Consider the following 15,844-nt stretch of genomic DNA (forward strand, 5'->3'; position numbering starts at 1 on the left):
GTGGCCAGTGCGATATCGAACCTGCGGTCCCGAAGGTTTCCCGGTCTCGATGGGCGATCTCTGGGCAACCGGATAACAGGCAACAACAACGAAGGGAAGGGCATCCGGCGTCCAGGGGCGTCGCGCGGACGTATGGACCGGGTGACCTCGGCTATCCTGGAGGCATGGAACTACCTACGTTCGCAGCATTCGTGACAAGTGGGCTCGAAGACATAGCTGCGGCAGAAATCAAGGCAAGCTTGAGTGGCGTCCGTATCCTGGAAACTAGGCAAAAGGTCGTGCTGGCCGAGGCAGCGGACCCGCGAGTATTCAAGAATCTTAGGACGATTGATGACGTCGCTATCGTGAGTGCGCTATCGTCATCAGTCGATAGTCTTGAAGATCTAATCACCTTGATTGCGAGTGGTGCGGATCTGAACGAGACGATTGCCATCGCAGGGCGAGCTGATATTTTTGAGGATGCGTTTTCCGTCACTGTTTCGGCCGCACACACGGCGTACGGGCCGGGGAAGGTAATTGAGGAAGCGATCTCAAGGGAGATCTCCAAACGCTACGCATGGCAGTACATTCAGGGACAGCGCGCGGCCATCGACGTGCGAGTTTTTATCGACGGCACCTGGGCGGTCATTGGTATTAGGTTGTATGATGAACCCTTGTCGCGCCGGACATATCGCACGGCGAACGTCCGCGGCTCGCTTCGGCCCACCGTCGCTGCCGCACTGGTGAGGCTGGCCGTGGTGGACGGGAAGCGGCACCGGGTGTGGGATCCGTTCTGTGGCTCTGGAACCATCGTGTGTGAGGCGGCGGCTATGGATCACGAGGTCTGGGGAACAGACATAGACCCCGAAGCGGTCGATGCCTCCCGGGAAAACATCTCCGCTGTCAACCACGCCTACTGGGGCCGGATTGAGAACGCCGACTCGACTAACCTCAAGACTTGGCAGAGGCACCGTTCGGCGACCGCTGTGGTTTCCAATCTCCCATGGGGTAAGCAAGTGGCCATCAAAAGCAAGCAGGCGCTGTACACCAGTGTCAGCTCCGGAGTGGCGGAACTCGGGCGACGCGGGGGTACTGGGGTACTGCTGACTGCCGAGCCACAACCGATCGTGCAGCGGCTGAGTCGAGAGCCCGGCATCAGACTCGATGAGCAGCGAATCGGCCTCCTAGGGCAGACGCCCACCATACTGATTGTCCGTCCGGTTCGCTAGATGAAGGGCAGCGATGGCCCGCAGGCGACGGGTTCCAGCGCCAGATATCAAATCTTGGCGCGTGTTCGTCGTCCGAGATGCATCTTTGTGGGACCGGGGTCGTGGGGGCGGAGGGTGCTTCGTCGGGTGGATCGTTACTTCGACGTCATCGCACTGGTGAGCAATGGCAGGTTCGAAACGGTCGAGTGGAGCGCTCGTCACTATCCCCAAACGCCCCATTTGCTCGATCTGAGTGATGCACTCACCTTGCCGTTCGTTGACGCCGTCTTCTTTGCTACGCCGACGCGGACGCACGCCGCATTGACGTGTGAGGCTTTGCAGGCAGGCTGTCACGTATTCGTGGAAAAGCCGCTATCCCTAGAGCCTGACGGAGCAATTCGTGCGGTAACGATGGCCGAGCGATACGGCTTGGAAGTCTTTGTTGGCTATGTCTATCTCTTCCATCCAGGTTTCCGGTTCCTTTCTTCCGTAGCTTCTCCGGAATCGATCAGGTCGCTTCGGTTCGAATGGGTACGACCGCAGCTTTCCGGGAGCCTTCACGGGGAGCTCCTCTGCCATGACTTGGCTGTGACGATTGCCCTTACGGGCGAACTACCGAAGCGCGTGGTCGTAATAGATTCCTGCAATCGATTTCTGCGCTGCCGCATCGAATTGCCATCAGGACGTTTGTGTGAGTCAACTATGGAATTGCGGCAGGATATGCTGAAGCGTAAAACTTTGACAGTTATCTACGAGGATGGAATGACATATAAATGGCATGACGACCAAGTTTTCTCTGTTGATGATCCGGTTGTTGGCCTGCTTAATCAGGAGGGTGAGGACCCGCTCTCACGAGAAATATCGGCCTTCCGCTCGGCTATCGAGGGACACAGACCCCGAATGGTCGATGATCGACGTTTCTCGATCGGAATCGCTCGACTCCTGTCCCACCTTGAGGACAACGTCGGCACATGAGACCGCTGATAAGAGCCGGACGGGAAATTGTATCCGTTGGGGTTATAGGCGCTGGAATTTTCGGTGTGTGTGCCGCCCTGGAACTCGCTGACTCGGGACTTGCAGTTACTCTTTATGAGAAGCGTGATGATATCGTGCGAGGTACAACTGCGCGGAACTTCTTCCGAGTCCATCGCGGCTATCACTACCCTCGGGATCTGGCCACCGCTCGGGCTGCGCGCGACGGTTACGAATTGTTCGCGAGAACCTTCTCGGATGCGCTCACTGCGCACGCGCCTCATCACTACGCTATCGCCGCAGCAGGCTCGCGGACAACGGCCGAGATGTTTGAAGAACATTGTGACTTGCTAGGCATTCGAGCGCGACTTGTTCGAGTGCAGGACCTAGTGCCAGGTTCTGTAGAAGCATGTTTCGAGGTTGATGAGGTCTACTACGATACGACGCTGCTCAGGAAAATCGCATGGCAGCGTCTGCTGGCAGCGGGTGTGCTTGTCGAAGTCAAGCACACCCATACTGCCCATGACATTGCGCAGAGGCACGACTTCTTGGTGATCGCTGTCTATGGAGCGCTGAACGAGATCCTCCAGGAACTGGAGCGACCCGCAGTTGAACTCCAATACGAGCTCTGTGAAGTGCCCATCGTGCATGCCCCTGATATGGGCCGGTCCAGCTTTGTCGTGCTAGACGGACCATTTATCTCAGTCGCGCCGTACGGAGACGGCTGCCATATTTTCTACGATGTCGTAAACAGCGTGCACGAGCGGTCCGTCGGGTATGCCAATCCATTCTCCCAGTACTTCACCACGGAGCCCGGTGAGCTGAGGTCACCTCTTTACCCGCGGACTAGATTCGACCCAATCCTGTCCTCGGCACGACGGTTCCTCGTGCCCCTAGCGAACGTTACTCACGTGGGATCGCTGTTCTCGGAACGGGTGATCATTCCCAGAGTCGAAAAGACCGATGCTCGGCCAACCGTAGTCACTTGGGTCTCACCCACCATGATTTCTATCCTGTCGGGCAAGGTAAGTACCTCCGTCGTGACAGCTCGATTCATTGCCGCATCGATAGCGTCGAGAGTGGGCGGTGCCGCGGCGGCACGGCCGTCCGCGTTGCTGGCTACGGACGAGAACCGCCTGTTGTGATCTTGGTGACTCTGCGACGTGGATGCGGGTAGTGAACGCTGCTGGCGAGGGCAAGGAAGGGGTTGCGTTAGCAATGAAAAATCGCCTAGCCTCCTGGGTAGTGTCACAAAAACTGGCCGACTCTTGTGCCACTAGACAGTGAACGGAGTTGTAATGTGTCGCCGTTCGGTACTTGTCACGGGAGCTGGGGGGTTCATCGGTTCAGTGCTCGTCGCAGCCTTGCTGAGACTCGGCTGGGACGTAGCGGCTGTCGATCAAGATTCCAGTAGGCTCAACCGGTTGTTGCGGTTTTCCGGTACTGGCAACCTGCATGCGTTCCGCGTGGACATCACCAGCCAGGCGGATATCGCTGATGTGGTGATGCGGGCGAAGCCGACGTCGATCGTTCATCTAGCCGCACTTCATCTCATCCCAGTGTGCGAGGCCCAGCCGAGACAAACGGTCGAAGTGAACATAGGCGGGCTCGTTAACGTCTTGGACGCAGCCGACCGTTCGCGAACCGAGTTTGTTCTCTTCGCCTCGTCAGCCGATGTATACGCCGCGTCAGCGGATCCGGCGGCCGAAGGCGACCAAGCTCGGCCATCGACCATGTACGGGATCACCAAACTGATTGGCGAGCGGTTGGTATCCGAATGGGCCGACGGTCAGCCAGGGCGGCGTGCAACAAACATGAGGATCTTCAACGTGTACGGGTCCGGCGACGGTAACCCACATGTCATTCCCGACATTCTCCGACACCTTCAACAGGGAGATGAGATCAGGGTCGGCAACGTCGAAGCAAGCCGTGACTTTATACACGTGGATGATCTGGTCGATTTGCTGTGCCTTGTGCTGGAGTCCAGTGCCCCTCCAGCACTTCTAAACGCGGGTACCGGCTCGGCCACGAAGGTGTCGGCAGTCCTTGATATGATCCAAGATCTCGTCGGCCGCCCGCTCACGTTGGTGTCTGACTCCGCACGGGTCAGAGCGAACGACCGTATCTGCTTGAGGGCGGACACGTCGCAGTTGCGCTCGTTGTTTCCGGGGTACGATCCGCGTCACATCGAGACTGGTCTGCGTGACATCCTGACAGCCAAAGGCGCGCCCCTCGGTAGGCTTCGGCACAGCAAAGCAGGACTGGCTTAGGCTCGATCGGAATGCCTTCAATCTGCTTTATTGCCACGAACCAAGGTGTCCCCTGGGGTGCCAGCGAATTTCTATGGGCGGGTACGGCTCATGCAATAGCAACCCAAGGCGGGGCTGAGGTAAATGTGTGCATCAAAGACTGGTCAGTCGGGCTTGATCCCATCGAAACTCTTAGGTCGATCGGGTGCAGAATCATCGCTAGGCCCATCGAGGAGGACGAGCGAGCGTTCGAGATGTGCGAGGTGCCGCTGGGGCCGGCGGCAGAAGTCTTGCGTCTCCGGCCCGACCTAGTGGTGATCTCCCACGGCGACAACCGAGAAGGACTACCGTGGATGGAGTTCTGCGCTAGGCACCAACTCCGCTATGTGAGCGTGGCGCACAGGGCGAGCGAATGGGATTGGCCGCCGCCGTTCTTGGTCCTCCGGTTGAGATCGGCGTATCTCGCTGCCCGCGCAGCTCACTTCGTATCCGACCACAACCGGCAGTTGACCGAGAAAATGATCTGCGCTCATCTTCGGAACTCTGCGATCGTGCGAAACCCATTCAACGTCAGCTACGCCAGCCCGCTCCCTTGGCCCGGCCACCACGGGATGCTGCGCATGGCATGTGTCGCCCGGCTCGACCTCGAGTCGAAGGCACACGATGTCCTCTTTGCTGTCTTGTCAGCGCCAAAGTGGCGACACCGCACGCTTCACCTCGATGTGGTAGGCCGGGAGGGACCCCACTCACAAGTCATCCGCGATCTCAGCCGGTTTCTGGACTTGCAGCACGTCACGTTTCAGGATTCGGTCAAGCAGATTAGCTCCGTGTGGGCGCAGTGCCACGCACTTGTCCTGCCCTCACGCAAGGAAGGGCTACCGGTGGCGATCGTGGAAGCCATGCTGTCGGGGCGTCCGTGCTTGGTCACGGAGGTGGGCGGCTCGTCAGAGGTAGTCGAGCACGGCCGCTCGGGATGGGTGGCTGAGAGTCCCACGTTCAAGGCACTGGACCGGGCACTTGACCTCGCCTGGGAATCGCGGGACGAGTGGGCGGCCATGGGGTCATTTGCTGCCCGCGCCATCCGTTCCTTGGTACCTGCCGACCCGGCCGGACAGTATGCGGACGTTTTGACGAAGATCCTTAACGAGCGCGATCATGACTGAACCGGACGAACGGATGCGGGAGGAAGGCATTGTCACTAAACGCTGCCCTAAGCGTGGTTGTCATCACCGCATCGGTCGGAAGACCAGCACTTCGACGATGCGCGGAGAGCGTACAAGCGCAAGACTTCGACGCTGTGCGGCACCTTGTCGTTGTTGATGGCCCGGCGTTCGCGTCCGGCGCCGCCCAGGCACTGGAGCATGTCAGTCGCAACAAGCAGCTGGAGGTCATAGTCCTGCCGCGGAACACCGGGCACTCGTCGCATTTCGGATATCGCATATATGGTGCAATGCCGTTGCTAGTTGATGACGACGTCATTTGTTACTTGGACGAGGATAATTGGTTCGATCGGGACCATGTATCCATGGTCGTCGATTCCATGTGCGATACCGACGCAAACTGGGCCTACAGCTTGCGAAGGATATGCAAGGACGACGGTGAGCTGATCTGTGAAGACGATTCGGACAGCCTGGGCTACTGGCCGAAGATCGCGACAAGGTTGCCCGACGGGTGGCTGGAGGATGACGATGAGGTCCGGATGCACGCGGACTACCCTCATCTCGTGGACTCGAGTTGTTATGCCTTGCCCAGAGAATTGGCCTGCGCGATTGCGCCGCTATGGCAAAAACTGCACGCGGACTCGGTGGTGCCCTCGTTCCTCGTTCCGCGACATACTGGCGTCTGCACCGGCAAGAGCACCGTCAACTATGCACTCGGCGGTGGTTCCGGTACACCGTCGGAGTGGTTCACTGATGGCAACCGCTTCGTCCGCGGGCTCTACGCCTCGGCTCCGCTGCCGTGGAGACAATCACCACAGAAACTCGGGCCCGGGTCTCTCGCGCATCCAGCGTTCTCTCCGCCGCCCGGGCAATGAGCTGTGCATCTGCGATGCGCGGGGTCCCGCTTACGGCCAGACAAGCCATGAAGCCGACATTGCCGTGGAACACGACGGAACTATCGCTCGGTGCCAGGAAGCCGCGCCTGGTAGTGATGATTACTGATATGGAGAAGCTGCTTCCTGACCGCTGTGCTGGCCGACGCTCGCAACCGGTCGGACGGCTCGTAGCCGGGCCAGGGTTTCATCCAAATATGACCATAGTTGTACTGAAGCACCCTTCGTGTCCGGCTTCCCACGTTTGGCATTGCAGCGTGTTGCACCCGACCGTGGAAGATCAGGACATCCCCAGGGGAGGCAAGGAACGGTACCTTGCCAGCCATGTCACGCGGATCTGCAGGCACCGGAAGGATGTCGTTGTACGAGAGCCGGTGACTTCCGGGGATGAGGGCCGTAGGACCGTCGTTCAGATCTTTGATCTCGTCGAGCGGAATCGAGGCCTTGAGCATCAAGGGTATGGGTGCCCCGATGGGTCCTGTCAACGCCTCGTCAAGATGCCAGTGGCTGGTATCGCCCCACCCTTGGCCGGGTGGTGTCACGAAGTACGAGGTGTCGAGCATGGCGACGCTGCTGCCCATCAACTCGCGTACCACCGGGAAGAACGCCACGTGATCCAGTAGTTCGACGAACTCATCGCCGTACTCGATCAGCGGTTCAACGCGACGGAGATAGGGGTGGTCGGAGCCGATTCTGTTTGGGCTGTCGAGCCACCGCTGTTCGGCCCGGTCCGCAGCGGTACGTAGGGACTGGATCTCCTTCTGCGTGAAGGCTCCCCGTAGGACTATGTATCCATCACGGTCGAATGATTCCTGCTGCTCGGCGGTAATTCCGATACCCAGGTAACCTGGAGTGGCCATGTTCATTCCGCATTCTGTTGTAAGAAACTACTTTGTGTACTAAACGTCAGGTCTGCAGCCGTGCCGCGACCCAGGCTGGCGTTTGTGGTTGTGAGTAATACCGCTACATCGGAGCTGGATGGCCATCGCGCAGTTTGCCGACCCACTGCCCGAAGAACTGCCCTAGCCCAGCAACGAGTGCGTTCGAAGCGAAGCCGGTCGATCGCTTGTGCAGAACAAGTCCTTTCAGCTTGGGCAGGTGCCGCGAAAGTGGCAAGTCGTGTGCGCGAAGCAGGGCGACGCTCGAGCGTCCCCACATCACACGTTGCTGCCACTCCGCCCAGCCGATCCGCAGTGAATAGCGCACAACCGCCGTCGGAATGATGTCAATGCGAAGCCCGGCCTCGCCTGCGCGCCAGGCTAGATCGGTGTCTTCGCATGTTCCGACATTGGGACAAAAGCCGCTGAGCAGGTCCCATGCCTCTCGCGTAACGGCGCAGTTGCTGCCATAAATCGCTTGGCGATACCAGAAGTCCAGATCCGGCGCGACTCTACGCGCGCGACCGCCTGAAACGAACTCCAACACCCCTCCGACGACGTCGGATTCGCCGGAGGACAGCCGTTTACGCAATTCAGACAGCCAGTTGTCATAAGCGATATCATCGGAATCGACGAATGCTATCAGCCTTGCGCGGCCATTTAGCCATTGAACACCGCTATTTCGGGCTGTCGCCGCGCCCAGTCGGGCGGGGAACTCCATCCAGACTGTCGTCCCGTCGCGTAGCACGGTCTCGGAACAGTCATGCGTTGTCGCACGCGGCCCGTTCCACACAACGACGAGGCAGTCCGCGTCCCGCAACTGCGGGATGACGACTTCGACTTGCTTACACATGCAACCCGCAGCAGGTATGACTACCGCACAATCGAATTCGCCTGCATGCTCAGTGGCGGCGGGCGTGCTCTGAACAGTTGAGACTCCGCCGACCGGATCTCGATCACGCCGCCGTATCACGTCAGCTCCTCGTAGGTAGATTGGTGCGTTCTTGAGAAGACCATCATCGCCTACCGCTAGGGATATGCCTACATTTGCTGGCATTTTGACCGCACTGCCTTGGCGACTTCACGGACTCGACGTCGGCATCAAGCGGAGGATCAGTCATGCTCACCTCTCCGCTATCCGCTCACACCTCCACGCCTCACCTGAGCGCCGACGATGCCGAGAAAGCAGGGCCGGACAAGGTGATGCTCTCCTGAGGGTGCGGGCCAGGGCATAAGGCGGCTGGTCCGGAGCCTGCTGTGGTGTCCTCGATGCCGAGGGCTTCCAGCAGCGCCGACCTGGGCACCCGGAACTTGCGGCCGACCGGGATCACCCGGCAGGGGAACTGGCCTGCCCGCGCCAGTTCGTAGGATCGCGTCCTCCCGAGGCCGAATGCGCGCCCCGCCGTCGCGAGGTCCACGCTCACGGGGAGTGCGAGCAGCTCATCCTTCTGCATCTGCAGCTCGCTCATCTGCGGGAACCTCAAGCGGTCGGGCGCGAGGTGTCCGCGGCGCGCTCCTGCTCGGCGAGCCACTGCATGACGTCGCCGCGCCGGAAGTAGATCCTCCGGCCTGCGCGGTGCCCCTTCGGTCCCTGGTCTTGGTGCCGGAGCCACCGCAGGGTGCCCACTGAACGGCGGGTGATCGCGGAGACGTCTTCGATAAGTAGAAGGTCCTCCGAACTTGGTGTCGCGCTGGGAGCCATACCGGCCTCCTGTTCTTCAACGGCAACCTGTTCGTGCCTTAGAGGCTACAGCATGGTAATGTACATTCCAAGAAGATAGCTGATGACAACCAACAGCTGTAGCGTGCAGGGATGAAGCAACCGCGCGAGAAGACCGCAGAGATACTCGGTGCTAACGTCCGGTACCTGCGTGAGCATGCGTCGATCTCACAGGTGGAGCTTGCACGGCGCATGACAGAGCGGGGCTGGTCGTGGCACCAGTCCACGGTCTACCGGGTCGAGACCGGGAAGCAGTCGGTGCGGTTCGATGAAGCGCTCGACCTCGCGGACCTGCTTGAGGTGACGCTCGACCGTCTCACGTGGGCGATTGGGGAGGCCGCCGAGCAGGAAGTCGCCAGGCACGCCATCACCGGTCTCCGGGAGCGCATGCAGGAGGCGGCCGTGGCGATTACTCTGCTCCGCGTCGCCCAGGCGACGGCCAGGCGCATCGCTACAACCGCAGCAGACAGTGAATACCCGCGCATTCGCGAACTGGCCGGTGACATTAAGCGAGACCTGCCATCGGTCAGCCTCGACGCCGTGCTCGGACTCGCAAACATCCTGTGGAGCCGATACAAGCAGCAGGGAACGGGGTGGGACCCGGGCAACTACGTGCAGATCTGGGATGACCTGCACGCGAACACCAGCCTCCAAAAGGCACTAGAGGGCATCAACGAGTCTTACGGCACCGACGGCAAGGACCCTGACGACCTCGATGCCGATGCGCTCGACCGCGATAATCGCGATTCACCCCGAGAGGAGGACCCGTGAAAGGCTCTGTCTACCGGCGGTGCGGTTGCCGCGATCCCGGGACGAGACGGCCCCTCGGCCAGCAGTGCCCTGATCTGAAGAAGCGCGGGCACGGCGGATGGTACTTCCGCTATGACGCACCGGCCCTGGCCGGTCAGACGCGGCGACGCCCGGAGTTCGGCCCGTTCGAGACGAAGAAGCGCGCCGAGGAGGAACTGGCCGCCGAGCTAGCCCGCGTCGGCGGCGGTGCCCCGGTCACCGACCGGAGCCTCCTCGTCCGCGACTACCTGGACACCTGGCTGGCGGGCAAGAAGCTCCGGCTCAAGCCGGACGCCTACACCTCCTACGCCGAGGCGTGCGAACTGTACTTCAAGCCGGGCGTTGGCCACCTCCGCCTCGTCGAGCTCCGCGATCGTCACCTGCAGGATCTCGTCACCGCGATGACCCAGATTAACCAGCCACTACCGGACAGCGAGAAGCCGTCCGAGATGCTGCGCCGGCTGGTCGCCGTCCGCGCGGACGACACCCGCAAGATGCTCCCCAACGGCGAGGCCCGGCACAAGAAGTCGACCAAGCCGCTGTCATCTGCACGGATTGAGCGCGAGTTCGCGGTGATCCGCGCCGCGCTCAACGATGCGATACCGTCCAAGATCCTCATCAGCCCGTTCAACGGCGTGGTGCTCCCGCGAGTAGACAAGGCCAAGTCGCTGGTGTGGACCCCTGCCCGCGAGGCCAGGTTCCGCGCCGAACTGGGCAAGCGGCTGGCGGGCGCCGAGGCGGCCGCCGATGACGAGGACCGGGTGCTGACTATCGTCGAACGGCAGGCTCTGTGGGCAGCGAGGGACCTGCGCCCGGTCCCGTCGATGGTATGGATGCCCGCTCACGCGGGAGAGTTCGCCGACTACCTCGACCGGACTGGCGAGCGGCTCGCCGTCCTGTTCATCGTGGCGATGTACACGGGCATGCGCCGTGACGAACTCCTCGGCCTGACCTGGTCTGAGATCGACCTCGACGAGGGCGCGGCCTCCGTCCTTGAGACCGCCAGCGGCGACGGCCCCAAGTCCGAAGCCGGCGACCGCGTCGTGCCGCTATCGCCCACCGCGGTCACGGCGCTCCGAGCCTGGCGGAAAGTACAGGTGACCGACCGGCTCGCCTGGGGACCGGACTGGCCCGGCAAGGACCGTGTGTTCACCCGCGAGGACGGCACTGAGGTACCAGGCCAATGGACAAGCACCCGGTTCGAGATCCTCGCCTTCCGCGCCGGCGTGCCCCCGGTGCGCTTCCACGACCTGCGGCACGGTACGGCGAGCCTGCTCAAAAGGCGCGGAGTTGCATTGAATGCAGCATTCCGCCGCCGACGTGGGGGAGCTGTAGCAGGGGCTGCGGCGTTACCGGGCCGCCTGCAGGGGGCTGCGGACCGGGCGCGGGACACGCCGTGGATCAGGGGTTCCTGGCTCCTGGTTGCGCTGGATGACAGGATGTGGCGTCCAGATCGGTTGCGTCGGCTGGCTGGTTGATGCGCCTGGTGCACGGGTGGAGGGGCGGGATGGGGGAAGGCAGGGTGCTGGCGCTGGTCGCCGCGGGATGGCGCGGTGCCGGCGTCGCCGGGTTCGGCGCTGCTGGAGGAGATGCTGGCGGGGTGGCAGCGCCAGCAGCAGGCGCGCAGGCTGACGGCCCGGCTGGCCGGCGAGCGGGAGCGGGTGATCCGCCAGTTCACTGCGTTCAGCGGCTGCTGGCCGTGGCAGTGGACGGCGGCGCAGGCCGAGGCGTGGCTGGCCTCGGGCGGGTGGGCGCATTCGACGGTCCGTTCCTATCAGGGGGCGCTGGCATTGTTCCTGGAGTACGTGTGCGATCCCCGCTACGGGTGGGTCAGTGAGTGCGGGCAGCGCGCCGGGGCGGTGCCGGTGCAGCTGTTCCACGAGCGGAACACCGCGGCGCACGTGTGCGAGCACGAGGGGCGGGCGGAGCGCCGGCCGCTGACCCGGGCTGAGCTGCAGGCGTTCTTCGACGCCGCCGATGACCATGTGGAGAAGGCGGCGGGCTCGCGGCGCAAGGGGTGGCTGGCCTCGTTCCGCGACGCGACGCTGTTCAAGGTGGTCTACGGGTGGGGGCTGCGCCGCCGGGAGGCGGCGATGCTGGACGTGGCCGGCTTCGCGCCGAACCCGGCGGCGCCGGAGCTGGGCGGCCTGGGCGTGTGCCATGTCCGGTACGGCAAGGCGATGCGGGGCAGCCCGCCGCGGCGCCGGGCGGTGGCCACGGTGATGCCGTGGGCCGCCGAGGCGCTGGCCCAGTACCTGGAGGACGTGCGGCCCCGCTGCGGGGTGCCGTCTCATCCGGCGCTGTGGCTGACCGGGCGCGGGGGACGGATCTCGCCCCGGTCGGTGGATGAGCGGTTCGCGGCCTGGCGCGAGGCGGCCGGGCTGCCGGGCGGGCTGCCGGTCCACTGCCTGCGGCATTCATACATCTCGCACCTGATCGAGGACGGCGCTGATCCGCTGTTCGTGCAGCAGCAGGCCGGGCATTCATGGGCGTCGACCACGGCCACGTACACGACGGTCGGGCAGGACGCCCGGAACCGGATGCTGCGGTCCGCGCTGGCCCGCGCGTTCGAGGGAGAGGACGGCAGGTAATGGCGAAGAAGATCGGCTACCGGTGGCACCTTCGGCGGCTGATGGCCGAGCGGGACATGTACGCCACGGCGCAGCTGCGGCCGCTGCTGGCCGAGCGGGGTGTCGTGCTGTCCCGGGAGCAGGTCTACCGGCTGGTCACCGGGGTCCCGGAGCGGCTGAGCCTGGCCACGCTGGCCGCACTGTGCGACATCCTGGGATGCGGCCCCGGGGACCTTGTGGAACCGGTCGTCGTCACCCCCGCGGGCCGCAAGCCGGACGCACCGCAGCAGGCTCCTCCTCCTCCTTCGCGGCCGGTCCGGGCCCGGGTAGCCCGCCCGGCAGGCCGGTAGCCGCGGTGGCCGGCTGCCCGGCCGGGCACCAGGCCGTCCGCTCCGGGCGCGAGTGCCCGCGCTGCCGCCGCGATAAGGTCGTGGACATGGCCGCGGCGGCGGAAGGCTCGCTGCCTCGCCCGGTGGTCGAGGCTGCGGTCGAGGCGGTCGCGCCCGCCGGGCAGGCGCTGCGCCAGCTGGCGCTCGCGCTGGCCGCCGACCCTGGCGCCCTGGCCAGGGGAACCCCGCCGGTCGCGGGAAAGCTGGCAGCCGAGCTGATCGCACGCGGCTCCTCCGCCGTGACCGTCCCTGCGTGCGCGGTCTGCGGGCGAACCGGCAAGCCGCTGACCCGCGGCGACGACGGCGCCGGGGTGTGCCAGCGGTGCCGGTCCTGGCAGCGGGCCGTCGCCTGCGCCAGCTGCGGCAAGGTGCGCCCGCGCGCCGGGAGGGACGCCACTGGGCAAGACACCTGCGAGGTGTGCTCCCGCAAGCACGACCCGGAGCGCCGCCGCACCTGCGGCAGGTGCGGCAAGACCTCGCCGGTTGCGGTCCGCGGCCGGGACGGGCACCCGGACATCTGCGTGAACTGCTGCAAGATGCCCGTGGCCGCCTGCAGCATCTGCGGCAGGAATAAGGAGTGCAACTTCGCCGCCACCGCCCGCCCGGTCTGCATCGCGTGCTCGCCACGGGCAACGGCCACATGCGCCCGGTGCGGCCAGGACCGCCCGCCGGCAGCCCGCTGGCCCGAAGGGCCGGTCTGCGACCCGTGTTACACCGCCGCGCTGCGCCACCGGGGCCGGTGCGTATCCTGCAGCCGGCAGCGGCGGCTAGTCGCCCCGCCTGGCCCGGGCGCTGACACGTGCGCGGACTGTGCGGGGATCCCGGTCACCCACGCCTGCGCCGACTGTGACACCGAAGACAAGCTCTACGAGAAAGGCCGCTGCGCACGATGCTCTTTGCGCCGCCGCGCCCGCGATCTGCTGTCAGCCGGCACCGGGATCATCCCCGCGCAGCTGAGCGGCGTGTTCGACGCGGTCACCGCCGCCCGCCAGCCGCGCAGCGCGCTGAACTGGCTGCGCAACGGTGCCGGCGCCGGCCTGCTCGCCGACGTGGCCGCTGGCCGGCTGGCCATCAGCCACCAAGCCCTGGACGCCCACCCTCACCGGCGGGCCGCCGGCTACCTGCGGCACATGCTCACCGCCGCCGGGGCGCTGCCGGCCCGCGACGAGGAACTCGCCCGCGCCGGGCAATGGCCCGGCACGGTCCTGGACACGATCGAGGCGGCCGCCGGCCGGCGGCTAGTACAGGCCTACGCCACCTGGCAGGTGATGCGGCGGCTGCGGGCCAGTGCCGCAGCCGCCACCCGGCCGCGCACCCCCACAGCGCATGCCCGCAACCACATCCGCGCCGCCACGAGCCTGCTCGCCTGGCTCCGCGGCCGCGGCACCGAGCTCGCCGCCTGCGGGCAAGCCGACATCGACCAGTGGCTGCGCACCGGGCCGCCGGCCTGCCTGGCCAGGGATTTCCTGGCCTGGGCCGCGACCCGCGGCCACTGCCGGCGGTTCAGCATCCCGCCGCCGCCGCGCGCGACCGGTCCCGCCATCAGCCAGGACCAGCGGTGGGCGCTGACCGCCCGGCTGCTGCACGACACTGCGCTCGACGCCACCGACCCGGTTGCCGGGTGCCTGCTCCTGCTCTACGGCCAGCCGCTGACACGCATCGCCGCCATGACCACCAGCCAGGTCACCCGCCACAGCGGCGAGACGTTCCTCAGGCTCGGCCGCCACCACGTGCCAGTCCCCGGCCCGCTCGCCAGCGCCGTCGCCCGGCTGATCAGCGGCGGACGCAGCTACCGGGGAGCCGGATCCCCGCCCGCCACCACCTGGCTGTTCCCCGGGCACCTGCCCGGCCGCCCGATCACCCCGGCCAGGCTCGGCGAACGCCTGCGGGCCATCGGCATCTACGCCCAGACCGGGCGCCGTGCCGCGCTGCCCGATCTCGCCGCCCAGCTCCCCCCTGCGGTCCTCGCCGACATCCCCGGCCTGCACGAGACGACCGCCGCCAAATGGATGCATCAGGCCGGAGGCGACTGGTCCCGCTATGCAGCCGAGCTAGCCCGCCATCCTCACCAACCCTGACGAATACCTCGCCGACCCCCGGCCTCAACCACAGGTATTCAGCATGATTCGTAATCCGCTCCCTACCAGTTAGGCCGCCAGAGTCGACACGAAGATCATCTCGGCGATCCTCGGCCACTCCCGGAGCGACTTCACCGACCGGCAGTACGTCTTGGTCTTCCCCGAAGTCGCCGCCGCGGCAGCCGACGCAGCGGACGCGCTCGTCCCCCGCGCAGCAACCGCGGAAGGCGGCGTGAAGTGACTGCCGCCGACTCCCTTGGCGTGGCCATGGCGTGGCCGTACGGAACACCTTCACTGCGGACGGCGGCACCGGTTCCCAACATTCCCGGCCCGTCTGACCTGCGTTTCCGTGTTTTCGAGAGTGTTCGGATTCGTTCCCGGCACGTAGGCGAACGCACTGCCAGTGCGATGTTCGGCCGGTCGAAGTCGCCGATCACCACGACGGGATCGCGCAGCCCGAGCCGGCGCACGATTTCCTGCCGCACCGGCGGCGCGGCGGTGGCGGTCAGGGCCAGCCGGACCGGCGCGCCGATCGCGTCGGCCTGCGCCCCGAGCAGCATGTAGTCCGGGCGGAAGTCGTGCCCCCACTGGCTGATGAGGTGCGCCTCGTCGACGGTGAGCAGCCCCGGTCGCGCGCGGCGCAGCGTCTGGCGGGTCTCCTCGTTCGCCAGCTGCTCGGGCGAGAGGAACAGGAACGTACCGGAATCGCAGGAGGCCAGCAGCGACGCCGCGCGTGCGCCCGCCGACTGCTGGGAGTTCAGGACAATCGCCCGCAACCCAGCCGAACGCAGGTGCGCGAGCTGGTCGTCCTGCAGCGCGATCAGCGGCGAGACAACCACGGTCGGCCCGTCCCGCAGCATGCCCGCCAGCTCGTAGATCGCGGATTTCCCGCCGCCGGTCGGCAGCACGGCCAGCGCGTCGCGGCCGGCGGCCAGTGCCTCGACCGCGGGCAGCTGCCC

16 protein-coding genes are annotated in these 15,844 nt (G+C 64.9%); 11 read left to right on the top strand and 5 right to left on the bottom strand.

What is annotated here, in order from left to right; all coding sequences use genetic code 11:
* Positions 1-164 precede the first annotated feature (164 nt).
* The 6 genes from Q1N79_RS08935 to Q1N79_RS08960 all read left to right on the top strand — a co-directional run bounded on the left by Q1N79_RS08935 (position 165) and on the right by Q1N79_RS08960 (position 6,443).
* Positions 165-1,208, top strand: coding sequence for an RsmD family RNA methyltransferase (locus Q1N79_RS08935; protein WP_300606671.1), 1,044 nt, complete (start codon positions 165-167; stop codon positions 1,206-1,208).
* Positions 1,209-2,162, top strand: a complete 954-nt coding sequence (locus tag Q1N79_RS08940) for a Gfo/Idh/MocA family oxidoreductase (RefSeq protein ID WP_300606674.1) — start codon at positions 1,209-1,211, stop codon at positions 2,160-2,162.
* Positions 2,159-3,304 carry an FAD-dependent oxidoreductase gene (locus Q1N79_RS08945; protein WP_300606677.1) on the top strand — a complete coding sequence of 382 codons (1,146 nt, stop codon included), beginning with the start codon at positions 2,159-2,161 and terminating at the stop codon, positions 3,302-3,304. Before Q1N79_RS08940 ends, Q1N79_RS08945 begins: the two co-directional genes overlap by 4 nt.
* Before the next feature lie 153 nt (positions 3,305-3,457).
* Positions 3,458-4,429: an NAD(P)-dependent oxidoreductase gene (locus Q1N79_RS08950; protein WP_300606721.1), complete on the top strand. Its 972-nt coding sequence runs from the start codon at positions 3,458-3,460 to the stop codon at positions 4,427-4,429.
* A 365-nt stretch (positions 4,430-4,794) separates the two neighbouring features.
* A complete protein-coding gene (locus Q1N79_RS08955; protein ID WP_300606679.1) occupies positions 4,795-5,571 on the top strand; it encodes a glycosyltransferase in 777 nt (258 codons plus the stop codon).
* A 53-nt stretch (positions 5,572-5,624) separates the two neighbouring features.
* Positions 5,625-6,443 carry a glycosyltransferase gene (locus Q1N79_RS08960; RefSeq protein ID WP_300606682.1) on the top strand — a complete coding sequence of 273 codons (819 nt, stop codon included), beginning with the start codon at positions 5,625-5,627 and terminating at the stop codon, positions 6,441-6,443.
* 80 nt (positions 6,444-6,523) lie between these two features.
* Here Q1N79_RS08960 and Q1N79_RS08965 read toward each other — a convergent pair whose 3' ends face one another.
* The 4 genes from Q1N79_RS08965 to Q1N79_RS08980 form a co-directional block, all read right to left on the bottom strand.
* A complete protein-coding gene (locus Q1N79_RS08965; RefSeq protein ID WP_300606685.1) occupies positions 6,524-7,327 on the bottom strand; it encodes a phytanoyl-CoA dioxygenase family protein in 804 nt (267 codons plus the stop codon).
* A gap of 97 nt (positions 7,328-7,424) precedes the next feature.
* Entirely contained in the window at positions 7,425-8,396 is a 972-nt protein-coding gene (locus tag Q1N79_RS08970) for a glycosyltransferase family 2 protein (protein ID WP_367185046.1), read from the bottom strand.
* A 100-nt stretch (positions 8,397-8,496) separates the two neighbouring features.
* Positions 8,497-8,808, bottom strand: coding sequence for a DNA-binding protein (locus Q1N79_RS08975; RefSeq protein ID WP_300606691.1), 312 nt, complete (start codon positions 8,806-8,808; stop codon positions 8,497-8,499).
* 11 nt (positions 8,809-8,819) lie between these two features.
* A complete protein-coding gene (locus Q1N79_RS08980) occupies positions 8,820-9,041 on the bottom strand; it encodes a helix-turn-helix domain-containing protein (protein ID WP_300606694.1) in 222 nt (73 codons plus the stop codon).
* A 111-nt stretch (positions 9,042-9,152) separates the two neighbouring features.
* On the opposite strand from Q1N79_RS08980, the gene Q1N79_RS08985 reads away from it, so the two are divergent.
* From Q1N79_RS08985 to Q1N79_RS09005, 5 genes are all read left to right on the top strand, one after another.
* Entirely contained in the window at positions 9,153-9,830 is a 678-nt protein-coding gene (locus Q1N79_RS08985; protein ID WP_300606697.1) for a helix-turn-helix transcriptional regulator, read from the top strand.
* Complete coding sequence (locus Q1N79_RS08990; RefSeq protein ID WP_300606700.1) at positions 9,827-11,326, top strand: site-specific integrase; 1,500 nt, start codon at positions 9,827-9,829, stop codon at positions 11,324-11,326. The genes Q1N79_RS08985 and Q1N79_RS08990 overlap by 4 nt, the downstream gene beginning before the upstream one ends.
* A 75-nt stretch (positions 11,327-11,401) precedes the next feature.
* The gene (locus Q1N79_RS08995) at positions 11,402-12,439 is read left to right on the top strand and encodes a site-specific integrase (protein WP_300606703.1); all 1,038 of its coding nucleotides are present in this window, start codon (positions 11,402-11,404) and stop codon (positions 12,437-12,439) included.
* A complete protein-coding gene (locus Q1N79_RS09000) occupies positions 12,439-12,768 on the top strand; it encodes a helix-turn-helix transcriptional regulator (protein WP_300606706.1) in 330 nt (109 codons plus the stop codon). Before Q1N79_RS08995 ends, Q1N79_RS09000 begins: the two co-directional genes overlap by 1 nt.
* Before the next feature lie 86 nt (positions 12,769-12,854).
* Positions 12,855-14,885, top strand: coding sequence for a hypothetical protein (locus tag Q1N79_RS09005; protein ID WP_300606709.1), 2,031 nt, complete (start codon positions 12,855-12,857; stop codon positions 14,883-14,885).
* A 131-nt stretch (positions 14,886-15,016) separates the two neighbouring features.
* On the opposite strand, the gene Q1N79_RS09010 is transcribed toward Q1N79_RS09005, so the two are convergent.
* Positions 15,017-15,844: DEAD/DEAH box helicase (locus tag Q1N79_RS09010; protein ID WP_300606712.1), on the bottom strand; the 828-nt coding region annotated here is incomplete at its 5' end.

Origin of the sequence: Trebonia sp. (assembly GCF_030042015.1) — a bacterium.
GTDB lineage: Bacteria > Actinomycetota > Actinomycetes > Streptosporangiales > Streptosporangiaceae > Trebonia.